The sequence below is a fragment of the Desulfitobacterium sp. THU1 genome (assembly GCF_038181555.1).
Taxonomy (GTDB): Bacteria; Bacillota; Desulfitobacteriia; order Desulfitobacteriales; family Desulfitobacteriaceae; genus Desulfitobacterium.
Genome location: NZ_JBBWUA010000005.1, coordinates 1 through 15,563, shown reverse-complemented (window position 1 = coordinate 15,563; position 15,563 = coordinate 1). Strand labels below are relative to the sequence as shown.

15 protein-coding genes and 1 rRNA gene are annotated in these 15,563 nt (G+C 46.0%); all 16 read left to right on the top strand.

The window, feature by feature from the left end; translation table 11 throughout:
- Positions 1-90: 90 nt before the first annotated feature.
- A complete protein-coding gene (locus tag AAC978_RS06425; RefSeq protein WP_341547221.1) occupies positions 91-1,761 on the top strand; it encodes a formate--tetrahydrofolate ligase in 1,671 nt (556 codons plus the stop codon).
- Positions 1,762-1,894: 133 nt separating this feature from the next.
- Positions 1,895-2,419, top strand: a complete 525-nt coding sequence (locus tag AAC978_RS06420; protein ID WP_341547220.1) for an HD domain-containing protein — start codon at positions 1,895-1,897, stop codon at positions 2,417-2,419.
- Positions 2,420-2,452: 33 nt separating this feature from the next.
- On the top strand, positions 2,453-3,676 hold the full coding sequence (gene folP / locus AAC978_RS06415; RefSeq protein WP_341547219.1) for a dihydropteroate synthase: 1,224 nt from the start codon (positions 2,453-2,455) through the stop codon (positions 3,674-3,676).
- Positions 3,666-4,034 carry a dihydroneopterin aldolase gene (gene folB / locus AAC978_RS06410; protein WP_341547218.1) on the top strand — a complete coding sequence of 123 codons (369 nt, stop codon included), beginning with the start codon at positions 3,666-3,668 and terminating at the stop codon, positions 4,032-4,034. Before folP ends, folB begins: the two co-directional genes overlap by 11 nt.
- A gap of 5 nt (positions 4,035-4,039) precedes the next feature.
- A complete protein-coding gene (gene folK, locus AAC978_RS06405) occupies positions 4,040-4,522 on the top strand; it encodes a 2-amino-4-hydroxy-6-hydroxymethyldihydropteridine diphosphokinase (RefSeq protein ID WP_341547343.1) in 483 nt (160 codons plus the stop codon).
- 201 nt (positions 4,523-4,723) lie between these two features.
- The gene (locus AAC978_RS06400) at positions 4,724-5,602 is read left to right on the top strand and encodes a Rossmann-like and DUF2520 domain-containing protein (protein ID WP_341547217.1); all 879 of its coding nucleotides are present in this window, start codon (positions 4,724-4,726) and stop codon (positions 5,600-5,602) included.
- 23 nt (positions 5,603-5,625) lie between these two features.
- Positions 5,626-6,474, top strand: a complete 849-nt coding sequence (gene panC, locus AAC978_RS06395; RefSeq protein WP_341547216.1) for a pantoate--beta-alanine ligase — start codon at positions 5,626-5,628, stop codon at positions 6,472-6,474.
- The gene (gene panD / locus AAC978_RS06390; RefSeq protein ID WP_341547215.1) at positions 6,475-6,858 is read left to right on the top strand and encodes an aspartate 1-decarboxylase; all 384 of its coding nucleotides are present in this window, start codon (positions 6,475-6,477) and stop codon (positions 6,856-6,858) included.
- A 164-nt stretch (positions 6,859-7,022) separates the two neighbouring features.
- Positions 7,023-8,642 carry an L-aspartate oxidase gene (gene nadB, locus AAC978_RS06385; protein WP_341547214.1) on the top strand — a complete coding sequence of 540 codons (1,620 nt, stop codon included), beginning with the start codon at positions 7,023-7,025 and terminating at the stop codon, positions 8,640-8,642.
- On the top strand, positions 8,608-9,492 hold the full coding sequence (gene nadC / locus AAC978_RS06380) for a carboxylating nicotinate-nucleotide diphosphorylase (protein WP_341547213.1): 885 nt from the start codon (positions 8,608-8,610) through the stop codon (positions 9,490-9,492). Before nadB ends, nadC begins: the two co-directional genes overlap by 35 nt.
- Complete coding sequence (locus tag AAC978_RS06375; RefSeq protein ID WP_341547342.1) at positions 9,482-10,462, top strand: biotin--[acetyl-CoA-carboxylase] ligase; 981 nt, start codon at positions 9,482-9,484, stop codon at positions 10,460-10,462. Before nadC ends, AAC978_RS06375 begins: the two co-directional genes overlap by 11 nt.
- 111 nt (positions 10,463-10,573) lie before the next feature.
- The gene (locus AAC978_RS06370) at positions 10,574-11,350 is read left to right on the top strand and encodes a type III pantothenate kinase (protein ID WP_341547212.1); all 777 of its coding nucleotides are present in this window, start codon (positions 10,574-10,576) and stop codon (positions 11,348-11,350) included.
- A gap of 18 nt (positions 11,351-11,368) precedes the next feature.
- Positions 11,369-12,334 carry a tRNA dihydrouridine synthase DusB gene (gene dusB, locus AAC978_RS06365; protein ID WP_341547211.1) on the top strand — a complete coding sequence of 322 codons (966 nt, stop codon included), beginning with the start codon at positions 11,369-11,371 and terminating at the stop codon, positions 12,332-12,334.
- 216 nt (positions 12,335-12,550) lie between these two features.
- Positions 12,551-13,021, top strand: a complete 471-nt coding sequence (gene greA, locus AAC978_RS06360; protein WP_341547210.1) for a transcription elongation factor GreA — start codon at positions 12,551-12,553, stop codon at positions 13,019-13,021.
- 319 nt (positions 13,022-13,340) lie between these two features.
- A complete protein-coding gene (lysS, locus tag AAC978_RS06355) occupies positions 13,341-14,807 on the top strand; it encodes a lysine--tRNA ligase (protein ID WP_341547209.1) in 1,467 nt (488 codons plus the stop codon).
- A 517-nt stretch (positions 14,808-15,324) separates the two neighbouring features.
- Positions 15,325-15,563: ribosomal RNA gene (locus AAC978_RS06350) — 16S ribosomal RNA — on the top strand; the annotation flags it as partial.

Below are 15,563 nucleotides of genomic sequence, written 5' to 3'. Positions count from 1 at the left end.
GCCGAATAAAAGTAACAAGACTGGAGTAAAACCTAGATAAGGAAAAGGGCTTTTGGTACCGAGAAAAAGTGGAAAAAGGAGTGAACTTAATTGAAAACAGATATCGAGATTGCACAAGAGTCAACGATGAAGCCCATTGTGGATGTGGCACAGGGTTTGGATTTGTTAGACGATGAGATTGAGCTTTATGGAAAATATAAGGCCAAAATCAATCTCAGTGCCTGGGATCGCCTTAAAGATCAACCCGATGGGCAACTCATTTTAGTCACTGCCATTAATCCGACTCCGGCTGGAGAAGGTAAGACCACCACAACAGTTGGACTAGGGCAGGCAATGGCTAAGATTGGTAAAAAGGCCATGATTGCTTTGCGTGAACCTTCCCTTGGACCATGCTTTGGTATTAAGGGGGGAGCTGCTGGCGGAGGATACGCTCAGGTCGTGCCCATGGAGGATATCAATTTACACTTCACCGGTGATTTTCATGCTATAACCTCTACCCATAACTTACTAGCGGCACTATTAGATAACCATATCCAACAAGGGAATTTACTCAACATTGATCCGCGTCAAGTTGTGTTCCGTCGTGTTATGGATATGAATGACCGGGCCTTGCGTAAGATTATTATTGGCTTAGGGGGGCGGACAGAGGGAGTTCCCCGGGAGAACGGCTTTGATATTACCGTTGCTTCCGAGATTATGGCTATTCTCTGCTTAGCCAATGATTTGATGGACCTTAAAGAACGTTTTGGTAAGATCGTGGTTGCCTATACATATGATGGTAAGGCTGTGACTGCTCACGATTTGGAAGCAGAAGGTGCTATGGCTCTACTCATGAAGGATGCCATTAAGCCGAATTTGGTACAAACCTTAGAGAATACACCGGTATTTATTCACGGTGGTCCTTTTGCCAATATTGCTCATGGTTGTAATAGTGTTGTTGCCACTAGGTTGGCTCTGAAGCTAGCTGATTATGTCATTACGGAAGCTGGATTTGGTGCAGACCTAGGTGCTGAGAAATTTTATGATCTGAAATGCCGTTTTGCTAACTTGAAGCCCGCGGCTACGGTTATTGTAGCCACGGTACGTGCTCTCAAGATGAATGGCGGCGTGGCTAAGGAAGATTTAGGTCCAGAGAATTTGGAAGCCTTGGCCCGCGGAATTGTCAACTTAGAAAAACATATCGAGAACATTGGCAAGTTTGGTGTGCCAGCTGTCGTTGCCATCAATCGTTTCCCTACCGATACGGATGCTGAACTTGAGTTTATTGCTCAACGTTGCCGTGAGTTAGGTGCTGAGTTTGCTCTATCCGAGGTCTTTACTAAGGGTGGAGAAGGTGGTATTGAGCTGGCTAATGCCGTTCTCGATATTCTAGCCAAGAAGGAATCAAATTTCCACGTGCTCTACGATTTGGATCAACCGATTGCGAAGAAAGTAGAAACCATTTGTAAAGAGGTCTATGGTGCAGATGGTGTGAATTTCAGCAAAGAAGCGCTAACCTCCATGAAGAAATATGAAGATTTAGGCTACGGCCAATTACCTATTTGTATGGCCAAGACCCAATACTCCTTGACAGATGACCAAAGCGTTCTGGGTCGTCCCACAGGATTCTCGATTACGGTTCGTGAACTACGCTTATCTGCGGGAGCAGGTTTCCTAGTTGCCATTACCGGTGCAATTATGACCATGCCTGGACTGCCTAAGCGACCGGCCGCTCTAAGAATGGATATCGATGCTGAAGGGCGCATTACGGGTCTTTTCTAAAAACGAGTTATTTGGTTATGCCCCAGAAAGATTTTTCTGGGGCTTTTCTATATTAGGTGAACGGTTAGAGACGAATTATTATTTCCGATTGGAAATGGGCAAGGTATAATCATAGATAGGAGGAATAGCAAGTATGCGCTCCATGCCCCGCGTAAATCTCATCATCCAACACCAAAGCTATGAAGATTATTGCCGGAAGAACACACAGGCAGAGGAGAACCGGATCTATTGTCGGCATGGATCGGATCATGGGCTGACGGTGTCTCGGATCGCCTATCTTTATCTATTGGAAAAACTTCTGGAAGTTGGAGTTCAGGATCGGCAAGAACAGATGCCGGAGATTGACAAAGAAATTGTCTATGCGGCGGGGTTATTACATGATATTGGACGTTGGGTAGAGTATGAAACTCAAGAAGATCACGCGCTGGTAAGTGCTAGGATAAGTTTGCCTATCTTGAGGGATTGTGGTTTTTCCTCTACGGAGGTTGAGATGATCGCTTTAGGGATCTTGGAACATCGTCTGTCTCCGGATAAGACAAGCAGTCCTCTCGGTCAAGCCTTAGCGCTTGCCGATGATTGGGCAAGGGATTGTAAAAACTGTCCGAGCCAAGAAACATGCTATAAGTATTCGAAGTCAATGGAGGAGATAATCATTTAGGTCGGGGTCGATTCTAGGCTAGGAGGATAAGTTATGAAAGATTTTCATCTGCGTTGGATTAAGCTGGATAATGAGACGGAGAGCAAGAAGGCCATGGAAATAATCGGCTCAGACCCAGGAGGGATCGCCCAGATGGCTGGTAAGCCGCTGGGGCGCGCTCTTAAGATAGAAAACGTACCCCTGCATGTGGCGCATATCTTGAAGCAGGAGATGCTTTCCCTAGGTGGCGATGCAGCCGTCCATCGGAATGTAATTGTCAATAAGATTGAAGCAACGGATATGCTTCTAGTCGGGACCGTCAAGCAGTTTCGGAAGTTAAGTCAAAAACTGTTAGCGCAACCCTTTGGCTTAAAAGACTTGGGTAAGACCTTGAAAAGTCTTCTTGAAGGCTTTGAACCTCCTCAAAAAAGGGTACTTTCTTGCCGAGGTAAGGAATTGCTTCTCGGTGAGCGGACCTTGATTATGGGAATTCTCAATCTTACTCCCGATTCTTTTTCCGATGGAGGAAAATTTGTCACTTTAGATCAAGCGCTAAAGCAAGCGGAAGCGCTGGTGGAGCAGGGTGCGGATATCCTAGATATCGGAGCAGAGTCTACCCGTATAAGCCATGACCCGGTCAGTGCCAAGGAAGAGTGGGAGCGCTTGGAGGCTGTATTAAAGGCTCTCGTGCCAAGGCTATCTATTCCCATTTCCCTGGACACCTATAAAGCAGAAGTGGCAGAGCGAGCCTTGGATAGTGGCGTACATATGATCAATGATGTCTGGGGATTACAAAGAGACCCTAGGATGGCTGAGGTCGTGGGGAAGTACCAAGCACCAGTCTTTGTTATGCATAATCAAAAAGGAGACAACTACCGTCACGTGATCGGAGATATCATGGCTTTCTTAAAGAAAAGCATCCTCCTTGCGGAAGAGCAGGGCTTGAAGGGTGACCAGATCATCATAGATCCTGGAATCGGTGGCCCTGCCTTCGGCAAGAGTCTGGACCTGGATCTCGAGATTATGAGCCGATTAAGTGAATTCCGGTCCTTAGGTCACCCTATATTGCTAGGGACATCTCGCAAGTCGATGATTGGTCAGACTCTCAACTTGCCCCCAGATCAACGCCTCGAGGGAACTATTGCGACCAGCGTGATAGGGGTAGCGGCTGGAGTGGATATTCTACGGGTCCATGATGTTTTGCCGAACAAAAGAGCGGTGCAGATGGCCGATGCTATCTATCGGCAAAAGAGAGGGGCGAACTTTGTTGGCGCGTGATCGAATCGGTTTGCGAGGTTTAAAGTTTTATGGTTTTCATGGAGTACTGAATGAGGAAAATAGCTTGGGGCAGATTTTTATTGTGGATATTGACCTTTTTGCTGACCTGAGTATAGCGGGAAGAAGCGATCAAGTAGAAGATACGATTAGTTATGCTGAGGTCTACACGCGAATTAAAACCATTGTGATAAAAGAAAGGTATCAATTGATTGAAAAACTAGCGGAACGTATTGCGGAGGTCGTTTTGGCTGAGTTTGCCTGTGAAGGAGTTTCCGTCACTGTCCATAAACCACAAGCTCCTATGCAGGGTATTTTTGATGATGCTTTTGTGGAAATTTATCGTGAGAAAAAATTATGAAAATCATTAAAGCATACTTAGGCTTGGGTAGCAATCTAGGGGATCGGGGAGATTATTTAGCAAAGAGCCGTCAAAAATTAATGGCTCATCCTGATATCCAGGTTCTCAAGCAATCCAGTATTTACGAGACCAAACCTTGGGGAAAGACAGATCAATCCGACTTTTGGAATCAAGTCTTGGAGATTGAGACCTCCTTAGCCCCTTTGGCGCTTTTGGATTATTGTCAGGAAGTAGAGAGCTCTTTGGGGAGAGAAAGACTTATTCATTGGGGGCCGCGAACCATTGACATTGACCTGTTAAATTACGATAATAGGGTATGGGAAGATCAACGACTTATTCTCCCGCACCCTCGTATGGAACAACGAGAGTTCGTTCTCGCTCCGTTACGGGAAATTGCTCCGGAGCTCATTCTGCCTTCGGGCCGGAGGGTTACTGAAGTCATTGGTGAGGGAACTGTATGGCGCCTGGAGGCTACTGACAATAGTTAACTTCAGACAATATCTCAAGGGAATTGTACTGTGGAAATGTTGGCAGGGTTTTAGGAACTAATCGTAGGCCATGATTATTTTGACAATAGAGCTAAGGCTTTTGAGAATACCGCTTGGATCATTTTGACCGAGACGGCGAAGGAAAGCAGACTGGGCACCTTCACGTTTGTGGGGTGCTTTTATTTATTGGAGGAGAAGCAGATGAGGTTTGGCATCATCGGAGCAGGAATCGTTGGCACGGCGATCGCTATTCGCTTGGAACAGGCGGGATATCGTCTAGTCGGTGTACATACACGAAGTGAAAAGTCCTACCAACGATTTTGTCACCATCTCCACTGGGAGAAGCGCCCTTTGCAGGAATGGATTGTTGAGGCGGATCTTCTCTTCCTCACAACCCAAGATGGGATGATTCGGGTCGCCGCTGAGGAACTAGCACAAAGGAACCTCTATAAAGAGGGACAAATCTGGATTCACTGCTCAGGGTCCGCCAGCTCCCGGGTGATGGAAGTGAATAAGAATTTGCCGATTAGTTATTTATCTCTCCACCCTTTACAAGCCTTTGCCGGGATCGAGCAAGCTGTGGATCTGATTCCGGGGACACACTTTGGTATCGAGGGTGATAAGGAAGACATCGGCGTTGAGATAGTGACTCACTTAGGAGGAATTCCTCACCGACTGGACCCTCAGCAAAAGCCCCTTTACCATGCCGGGGCAGTGGTTGCTTCGAATTATCTAGTGACCTTAGCCGGTCTGGCGGTTCGCTTGTTCGAAAAGGTAGGAATAGAAGAAAAGGAAGCCTTGGCAAGCTTGCTCCCTTTAATGAAGGGTGCTATTCAAAACTTAGAGAAGGTAGGATTGCCCCAAGCCTTGACTGGGCCTATTGCCCGGGGGGATGCGGATGTGATCCGGGGGCATCTTGAACAGATGCCGGCTGACATTGATTCGGTGTATCGAGCCTTGGGGCTTTATACCTTGGAAATAGGTCGACGGAAGATGGAAATGACCGGGGGAGCTTATACAAAAGAGTCGTGGGAAGAGATGAATAGGCTTTTTTCCGAACAAGATAGATTACAGCGCTAGCTGGAGAAGGGAATGCATGAAGTATGATAATCTGTAAATTAATTTCGGAGGTTAGACAAATCGTCAAAGAGCAACGGGCGAACGGAAAGTCCATCGCTCTGGTACCCACGATGGGTTTCTTACATCAAGGGCATTTAACTCTAGTAGAGGAAGCAAAGAAAAGTGGGGCCTTCGTGGTGATGAGTATTTTTGTGAACCCCTTGCAATTTGGCCCAAATGAAGATTTTGCTCGTTACCCGCGGGATTTGGAACGAGATGCCCAAAAGGCAGCAGGTGCAGGGGTTGATGTCATATTCAATCCTGAGGTTGAAGAGATGTACCCTACGAAAAACTTGACCTATGTAGAAGTTGGCGAGCTGGGAGATAGCCTTTGTGGCGCTTCTCGTCCGGGACATTTTCGAGGAGTGACGACAGTGGTCAGCAAGCTCTTCCATTGTGTTCAACCCGATCAGGCTTATTTTGGTCAGAAGGATTATCAACAGTACCTGATTGTGCGTCAAATGGTTCAGGACCTGAATTTCCCCATAGAGGTCATCGCGGTACCTATTGTCAGAGAAGAAGATGGGCTGGCTTTGAGTTCAAGAAATGTCTACTTAACTCCGGAACAGCGGAAAGAAGCGTTGGTGCTTCAGCGGAGCTTAACAGAAGCAGAAGAGTGGGTGCGCCAAGGGGAGCGAAGTGCTCAGGTTATCACCGAGCAGATTAAAGCTAAGATAACGAGTGAAACATCCGGAGAAGTGGACTATGTCGAGATTCGTTCCGCAGACGACTTAAGTGCTCTCACAATCCTTCAGGGAAGAGTCCTAATTGCTTTAGCCGTGCGTTTTGGTTCTACGCGCTTGATCGATAATAAGGTTTTGGAGGGGTTATAAATGTTTAGGACAATGATGAAATCCAAAATTCATCGGGCCACAGTTACAGAAGCTAATCTTAAGTATGTGGGCAGCATCACGATTGATGAGGATCTACTCGAGGCTGCAGATATACTGCCTAATGAAAAGGTGCAGGTAGTCAACAATAACAATGGGGCCCGACTGGAGACCTATGTCATTCCCGGAGCACGTGGAGAGCGTACGATCTGTCTCAATGGTGCGGCAGCACGATTAGTGCAAGTGGGGGATGAAGTCATTATTATTTCCTATGGCATTTTCACTGATGAGGCAGCGAAGAACTATCAGCCAAAGGTCGTTTTTGTCGACGAGAAGAATGACCCGGTGAAGATCGCCCACGAGGAGATTCATGGCAGTGAGACTTAAGTGTGTCTTGAGCATAGGCTCGAATCCAGATTTTTTATTATCCCTAGGATGACATAATGTCAAGTTGTTTAATGAGAGTGGAATAATAACTGCAGAGTTAGAGCTTAGTATTCAATAGAAAATAGAGATTAAAAGGGGCAATTTGGCGGGGCAGGGGGACAAATATGAGACAATTTTTGGTGCCATGGCACTTGGAGGAAGTACGCGTACATTCAACCGGGGTATTGGTTCTGGGGAGCGGAATTGCTGGTTTATATACAGCACTTAAGGCGAGCGAGCATTTTGATGTGACGGTATTAACTAAGAAGGGCCTCCCGGAAAGCAACACCAAGCATGCCCAAGGCGGAATTGCGGTAGCTCTGGAGGAGGAGGATTCTCCTTCTTTGCATTATGACGATACCCTGTATGCCGGCGCTGGATTATGTGAACCAGAAGCAGTACGAATTCTAGCTGAAGACGGTCCGCTTCGGGTTGAGGAATTAATTCATATGGGGGCTCATTTCGATCAAAAGAACGGTCGGTTGAGTTTTACTCAGGAGGCGGCTCATAGTCGGCGCAGGATTCTCCATGCCAATGGCGACGCCACAGGGGAAGAAATTGAAAAAGCCTTGGTAGCTCAAACCCTTGGCCGAGACCGAATCCTTGTAAGAGAAGAGCAATTTTTCCTAGATCTCCTAAAAAATGATCAAGGTGAAGTTATTGGCGCCTTGAGTCTTAACTGTAAGAATCAAGAATTAGAGATGTATTTGGCAAAAGCAGTCGTCTTAGCCACAGGTGGCCTAGGACAACTTTATTGTTATACCACAAATCCGGGAGTGGCCACAGGAGATGGTATGGCAGCAGCATATCGGGCGGGAGCACAAATGATGGATATGGAATTCGTGCAATTCCATCCCACAGCTCTCTTCATACCCGGAGCAAAGCGCTTTTTGATTTCTGAGGCCGTACGCGGAGAAGGGGCTCATCTTGTGAACGCTTATGGTGAGCGGTTTATGGAGGATGTACCAGGTAAGGAACTAGCTCCTCGGGATGTGGTGGCGCGGGCGATTTGGCGAGAACGAGCTAAGGGTCAGGTGTTCTTAGATTTCCGCCCTATTGGAGTGGAAAAGGTGACTCAACGGTTCCCTTTGATCTACCAGACCTGCCTAGATCATGGGATAAATGTGTTAGAGGATCTGCTTCCTGTGGCCCCTGCTGCTCACTATATGATGGGCGGAGTCCGTACGGATCAACTAGGTAGGACAAGTCTCCCCTTTCTGTATGCCTGCGGAGAGTGTGCCTGCAATGGCGTGCATGGGGCTAATCGCTTGGCGAGCAACTCCTTGCTGGATGGGCTGGTGTTTGGCGGACGCATCGTTGAGGATATTGTTAAGAGAGCTCAAGCTTCAGCCCGTCCCACTCCTCAAATAAGTGATGTTGTCATAGATCAAGAAGATGGGTTGGAGACGCACTCTAAGGCTCATATTGAGCGGGAGAACCTCCAAGAAGTCATGTGGGAGTACGTCGGTATTATCCGAGAGAAGGAACGTCTAGAGAAGGCTATTACTCTTCTTGGGCAATGGGATAGCACCTTTCACCCAGGGAGAGAAATCGAAGAATTAGAGCTCAAAAATCTCTTAACCATTGGAGTCTGTGTCGCACGGGCCGCCGTGGCACGTCAAGAAAGCCGAGGGGGACATTATCGTTCGGATTATCCTGAAAGCTATGAACATACTCTCAATCATTCCATTCAAACAAGGGGGATTAACGATGTTGGCAGCATTCCAGTATCAAGGGCTAATTGAACAGGCCTTACAGGAGGATTTAGGGACAGGAGATTTAAGCGCAGCTATTTTTCCTGAATCAGCATGGACCAAGGCTAAGATATATGCTAAACAAAAAGGCACCCTTTGCGGTCTGGAAGTGACAAAGCAAGTCTTCAAAACCGTGGATGCGCAACTGGATGTCAAAGTTCTCGCTAAGGATGGAGAGAAAGTAGAGCGGGGAACCGTTGTTATAGAGGTTAGCGGTCGGGTAAGATCAATTCTTAGTGCTGAGCGTACCGCTTTAAATTTTCTACAGCATCTTTCGGGTGTGGCTTCGGCTACCTATCAAGCGGTAAAAGAATGTGAAGGACTCCCTACGCGGATTACGGATACTCGAAAAACCCTTCCGGGCTTGCGCATGCTGCAAAAGTACGCTGTACGGATGGGCGGTGGACAGAACCATCGCTTCGGTCTTTATGATGCAGTAATGCTTAAGGATAATCATATTGCGGCTGCCGGAGGGATACGACCGGCAGTAGAAGCGGCTCGACGCCAAATTGGACATATGGTAAAGATTGAAGTGGAATGTGAGACCCTAGCGCAGGTGGAGGAAGCCGTAGCCTCGGGATCCGAGGTCATTATGTTGGATAATATGGATTTGGAGGAAATGCACAAGGCGGTTGAAATGGTTAACGGCCGGGCTGTTTTAGAAGCCTCAGGTGGCATCAAAAAGGGCTCCATACGCGCAGTAGCTGAAACCGGGGTAGATGTAATCTCCATCGGGGCTATTACCCATTCTGTCAAAGCATTGGACTTTTCCTTGGATATCGGTGATATAAAGGCTCAGACAAAGGAACGCTGGGAAGATGGAGAAAATTGTGCGAAATAAGATTCTGGATCTATTGAAGCTTAAGCAAGGTGAATATGTTTCGGGAGAGAGTATTAGTGATTCTCTCAACATCACTCGGGCAGGCGTCTGGAAACAGATTCAAGGATTGAAGGAAGCCGGGTATGACATAGAGGGTCAAACCAGGCGGGGGTATAGACTCTTGAAGACCCCTTCTGCCCTAGATGAATGGGCGCTGCAACAAGAGCTTAGAACAGAGGCCTTGGGCAGGCGACTCCTCCTATTTGAAGAATTACCTTCAACTAATGACTGGCTCAAAAATCTTACTCCACAAGATGCGGAGCATGGTACAGTGGTAATTGCGAAGCGACAGAATTCTGGTCATGGACGGATGCAGCGCCTGTGGGAGTCTCCGCAGGGAGGCCTTTGGCTGAGTATTTTGCTAAAGCCCAGACTGAGCTTGGGTGATGCAGCTAAGCTAACCTTGAGCACCGGGGTCGCCATGGCTCAAACCTTGAAGGAGCTTTATGGAATAGAGGCAGGAATTAAATGGCCCAATGATCTGGTTTATGAAGGAAAAAAGATTGCCGGAATTCTCGGAGAAGTGGCCGGGGAGTGGAATGCTGTACAAAGTCTCATTTTAGGGGTTGGGGTGAACGCTAATTTCTCCCTGCAGCAGCTTAGTCCTAAGCTACCCGCCACCACATTATTGGAGATATTGGGGAAAGAGATCAATCTCAACGGTTTGGCAGCCACCTTTCTCTTTATTTTGGAGAAGGAAATTCAGTCCTTAGAACAGGGAGATGTTCAGGGTCTTATCCAACGTTGGACCTCTTTCGCGGTAGGCATCAACCAATCGGTTCAGATCAACAGAGCGGGAATTGTCTATACGGGAATCTTTAAGGGAATTCGCGAGAACGGAGAGCTGATTATTAGCCATGAGGGTCAGGAAATGGCTTTTTCTTCGGGGGAAGTGACGTTAAGAGCAGAGGGACAGTATAGTCCCAATTAACAACCTCATAAGAGTATCTTAAGGTCCCTTCAATTGATGTCTCTTTAATTGAAGTAGATCACTCAGTTGAGTATCGTCTGAAATATAATTTTAAATTTAAGGAGAATGACGATGATTCTAGTGTTTGATGTAGGAAACACAAATATAGTCTTGGGTGTATACGCTCAGAAAGAGTTGATTCACCATTGGCGCATTTCCACGGACAAATCTCGAACTGTGGATGAGTATGCAGTGATCATTAGAAACCTTTTTGATCTGAATGGACTCAGTCTCTCGCAGATTAAAGCGGTTGTCATGTCTTCTGTCGTTCCTCCGGTGATGCCGACGCTGGAATCTTTGGCACGAAAATATTTTAATGTGGAACCCTTGGTGATAGGACCTGGAGTAAAGACAGGCATGCCTATCGTTTACGATAATCCCCGGGAAGTGGGAGCGGACCGAATTGTCAATGCTGTTGCGGCCTACCATAAATACGGCGGTCCTTTGGTTATTGTCGATTTTGGTACGGCGACAACCTTCTGCGCGATATCGAGACGGGGTGAGTATTTGGGCGGTGCTATTGCTCCTGGAATAGGAATATCCACTGAAGCCTTGTTTCAAAGAGCATCGAAGCTTCCCCGCATTGAAATTCTAAGGCCCAAAAATGTCATTGCCAAGAACACGGTTGCCGGGATGCAGTCAGGTATTTATTATGGTTATACGGGCCAAGTCGATCGTATCGTAGCTCTTATGAAGAAGGAATTAGGGCCTGATACCCGAGTGATTGCCACGGGGGGCTTGGCGGAACTAATCAAAGAGGATTCAGAGGAGATCGAGCAAGTCGATCCCTTCTTGACCCTAGAGGGTTTATTGTTAATCTACGAAAAGAATTTTAATCAACTTCCCTGATAGGTGGATTGGAGAGCTATGCGTTTAGGAAAATTTGATTTTGAAGTACCTGTATTTCTTGCTCCAATGGCAGGCGTTACAGATAAGGCCTTTCGGGAGACAGTTCGTTCTGTGGGAGGCCGTCATGTCTGGACAGAGATGATCAGTGATAAGGCCCTGACCTATCTGAATTCGCGGACCCTTGAGATGTTGGATCTCTCAGGGGAAGACTCCCCACGGATTGTTCAGCTTTTTGGCTCGGAGCCGGAGGTCATGGCGAAGGCGGCAACCTTAGCTGTGGCGAGAGATGCCGATATAATCGATATTAATATGGGGTGTCCGACCCTTAAAATTGTTAAGAATGGCGAAGGCTCGGCCTTGTTGAGGGACCTTCCCTTAGCAGAACGGATCGCTGCAGCCGTTGTTAAAGCAGTGGAGGTTCCTGTAACAGTAAAGATGCGCCTGGGATGGACAGAAGATGAGATTGTGGCACCTGAGTTGGCTAAACGCATGGAAAATGTCGGCGTTCGAATGGTCAGTGTGCATGGACGAACCCGTGAGCAGTTTTACTCTGGAACAGCCAATCGCGACTGGATCAAAAAGGTAAAAGAAGGTGTAAAAATCCCTGTCATTGCCAATGGGGATATTTTTTCTGCTCAGGATGCACAAAGGGCCTTAAGAGAAACAGGCTGTGATGGAGTGATGGTAGGCAGAGGTGCCCTTGGGAACCCATGGCTTATCGCTCAAATAGACCATTATTTAAGTAAGGGAGTCCTACAAGAAGATCCTTCTCTGGAGGAGAAAATACGCGTAGCTTCGGAACACTTTGACCGGGTCTTAAAATATAAGGGAGAACGAGTTGGCCTGAACGAAATGCGCAAGCATGCTGTCTGGTACATTAAAGGAATTCGCAATGCGGCATTATTGCGTGATCAAATCATGCAAACTAAAACATCCGGCGCGATGAAGGACTTATTCCAAAGGATTTTAAAAGAAAATGTATAAGCAAAATTGTATCAGGAAGAATATTAGAACGTATTAGTCACGGCAAATCATTGGAAAGGGACTTAGCGGGAACCTTGACAATATTTTGAAGTGAACATATAATACGAGTAATGTAAATAGCTGTGTTTACATATTATGGAATTAAGGCCCTAATTTTAAATGAAGCGCAAGAGAAGAAGCGCCATGCGTAGGATGAGAAAAGGGAGCGGATTATGAATGGCCGAAAAGGAAGTAATTTTAACTATTGAAGGATTGAAAAGATTAGAAGAAGAACTAGAACTTCTAAAGACTTTAAAGCGACGCGAAGTGGCAGAACGAATTAAGCAGGCCATCGAGTTTGGAGATATCAGCGAAAACTCAGAGTACGATGACGCCAAAAATGAACAAGCATTTATTGAAGGTCGTATTATTACTCTGGAGAAAATGTTGAGAAATGCTCGAGTCATTGACGATTTAGAAGGCAGTGAGATCGTCGCTCTCGGCACAACTATAGTTTTGAGAGATAAAGATTATGGTGATGAAGAGGAATATACCATCGTCGGGTCTGCAGAAGCAGACCCGACTTCCAATAAAATTTCCAATGAATCTCCAGTAGGAAAAGCTGTTTTGGGGCAACCTAAAGGAGTTATCGTGGAAGTCAATGTTCCTGCCGGCATTCTCCATTATGAGATTGTCGATATTCGCTAATCAGTGTCTTTTTGCTAGTCTGAGTTTGAGTGAAGGCAATGGTTAAAGACCAATGTTTTCTAACGCGCCGAAGCATGCCTTCGGTTGATAGTATATGGCAACTTGGGTAGTCGACGTCGTCTTCAGACAATATGTACGAAAACTGTACTTTCGTCACGTCAGCCAAGTTTTGTATAAAGATAAGTCGGCAAGAGCTCTTGCCGACACTTTGTTTTACCTTCCATGGCGGAGGAGTTAAAACTTTTTGACTGGAAATGTTGTTTATTGTCACTTGGTTTTGGTAAAATTGTTAAAGGAATTACTGTTGGGGGTATGATTGATGGATGAAGTAAATGATCTTTGGCGGGTTCGCTTGGACAAGCTTGCTCAGTTAAGAGAATATGGGGTAGAGCCCTATGCGGATCAATATCAGAGAACACATATGGCCCAGGAAATTTTGGACGGCTTCGAGGTTCTGGAAGGTCAAGAAGTCAAAATCGCCGGCCGTATGATGTCCAAAAGGGACCAAGGTAAAGTAATATTTACGCATATACAGGATTTTAGCGGACAGATTCAAGCCTATATTCGTAAAGATGATATCGGTGAAGAGTGGTTTGAGCTAGTTACTAAATTCGACATCGGTGATATTGTCGGCGTGAAAGGGATGGTGTTCCGCACCCGTCGTGGGGAAATCTCTATTCATGCCTCAGAAGTCCAGCTTTTATCAAAGTCCATGCGTCCATTGCCAGAGAAATTCCATGGTTTAACGAATGTGGAGTTGCGATATCGTCAACGGTATTTGGATCTCATTGTGAACCCAGAAGTCAGAAATGTTTTTGTGATGAGAAGTAAAATTATTCGTTCTATGCGAAACTTCTTAGAAGGTCAAGGATTCTTGGAGGTAGAAACCCCAACCCTGCACACGATTCCGGGCGGGGCGGCAGCGCGTCCGTTTATTACCCATCACAACACTTTAGATATGGACCTCTATCTGCGGATTGCTCTGGAGCTCCCTTTGAAGCGCTTAATTGTCGGCGGCTTTGATAAAGTATTTGAGATTGGTCGAAACTTCCGTAATGAAGGGATTTCCATTAAGCATAACCCTGAATTCACTATGATGGAGCTCTATCAAGCTTACGCTAACTATGAAGATATTATGGAGCTTACCGAGAACATGATTTCCTCGATCGCGAAAGAGGTTCATGGAACGACGGAAGTCACGTATCAAGAGCAAACCATTGATTTTAAAACACCTTGGCGTCGTTTGCCCATGCTTGAAGGAATCTTAGAGTATGCGGGAATCGACTTTAGCCAGATTCTCACTGATGAAGAGGCACAACAAGCGGCTAAGGATAAGGGATTGAAGGTTGAACCAGGCAGTTCACGGGGTAAGATTATCAATGAGTTCTTTGAAGAATTTGTAGAACCTAAACTCATTCAGCCGACCTTTGTTATTGGGCATCCGGTGGAAATCTCTCCTTTGGCTAAGAGAAATGCCGAACACCCAGAGTATACGGATCGGTTTGAAGCTTTTGCCTATGGTAGAGAATTAGGTAATGCTTTCTCGGAGTTAAATGATCCCATTGATCAAAGACAACGGTTCGAGGCACAAGTTGCCGAGCGGGATAAAGGTGATGATGAGGCTCATATGATGGATGAGGATTTCGTCCAAGCCCTAGAGTATGGCCTTCCACCGACAGGGGGATTAGGAATCGGTATTGACCGCCTAGTCATGCTCTTAACGGATTCTCCATCGATTCGCGATGTTATTCTTTTCCCGACCATGCGGCCCAGAGAAGATGACTAAGTGACGGCGAGAAAAATTGTATACTTTCCTAATAATATAGATATAGACTTCTATTGTCTTATAGGATAAAGAATATGCCTTATAGGCTAGTTAAAAAGGGAGATGGATGGACATCTCCCTTTTTGTCTACCTTCATTAAGCAAATGAACGGCCAATGGCATCGACTAATAAGCATAAATACACATGGGTAAGTTCATGAAAGTAAGAAGATAGGAGAGGTATCTGGCGTAAAATAAGGATAAACAAAAAATATCAAAGATTGCCGATGAATTTAGCGATTGTGAAGTAATATCGCGCTGTGGTATAGTATCAAATGTTCCGCTTCACACACTGTTGTGACAGAATAAAAAGAGTAAATGATAGTTGACAATTGAAGGATTTTCGAGTATCATTTATAAATGTGGCTCAAGCCACGAAGGCTACAAATAATGGTCTTTGAAAACTAAACAACAAGGAACAGCCAATGACTCGTCAAATGAGTAAAGACAATTTGAGCAATCAAATTTTCTTCATAAATTTTATGTAGAGTTTGATCCTGGCTCAGGACGAACGCTGGCGGTGTGCCTAACACATGCAAGTCGAACGGGCTAGCGTTTAGCACTGAGTGGTCAGTGAAGTTGGATAAAGCGAGAGCTCGAACGTAGTGAAACGGAGAGAGAGCTCCACGTTATATAAAGGGCCGACACAACTTCAGTAGAAAAGAACATTAGGAACACTGAGTGCTAGACGTTAGTTAGTGGCGGACGGGTGAGTAAC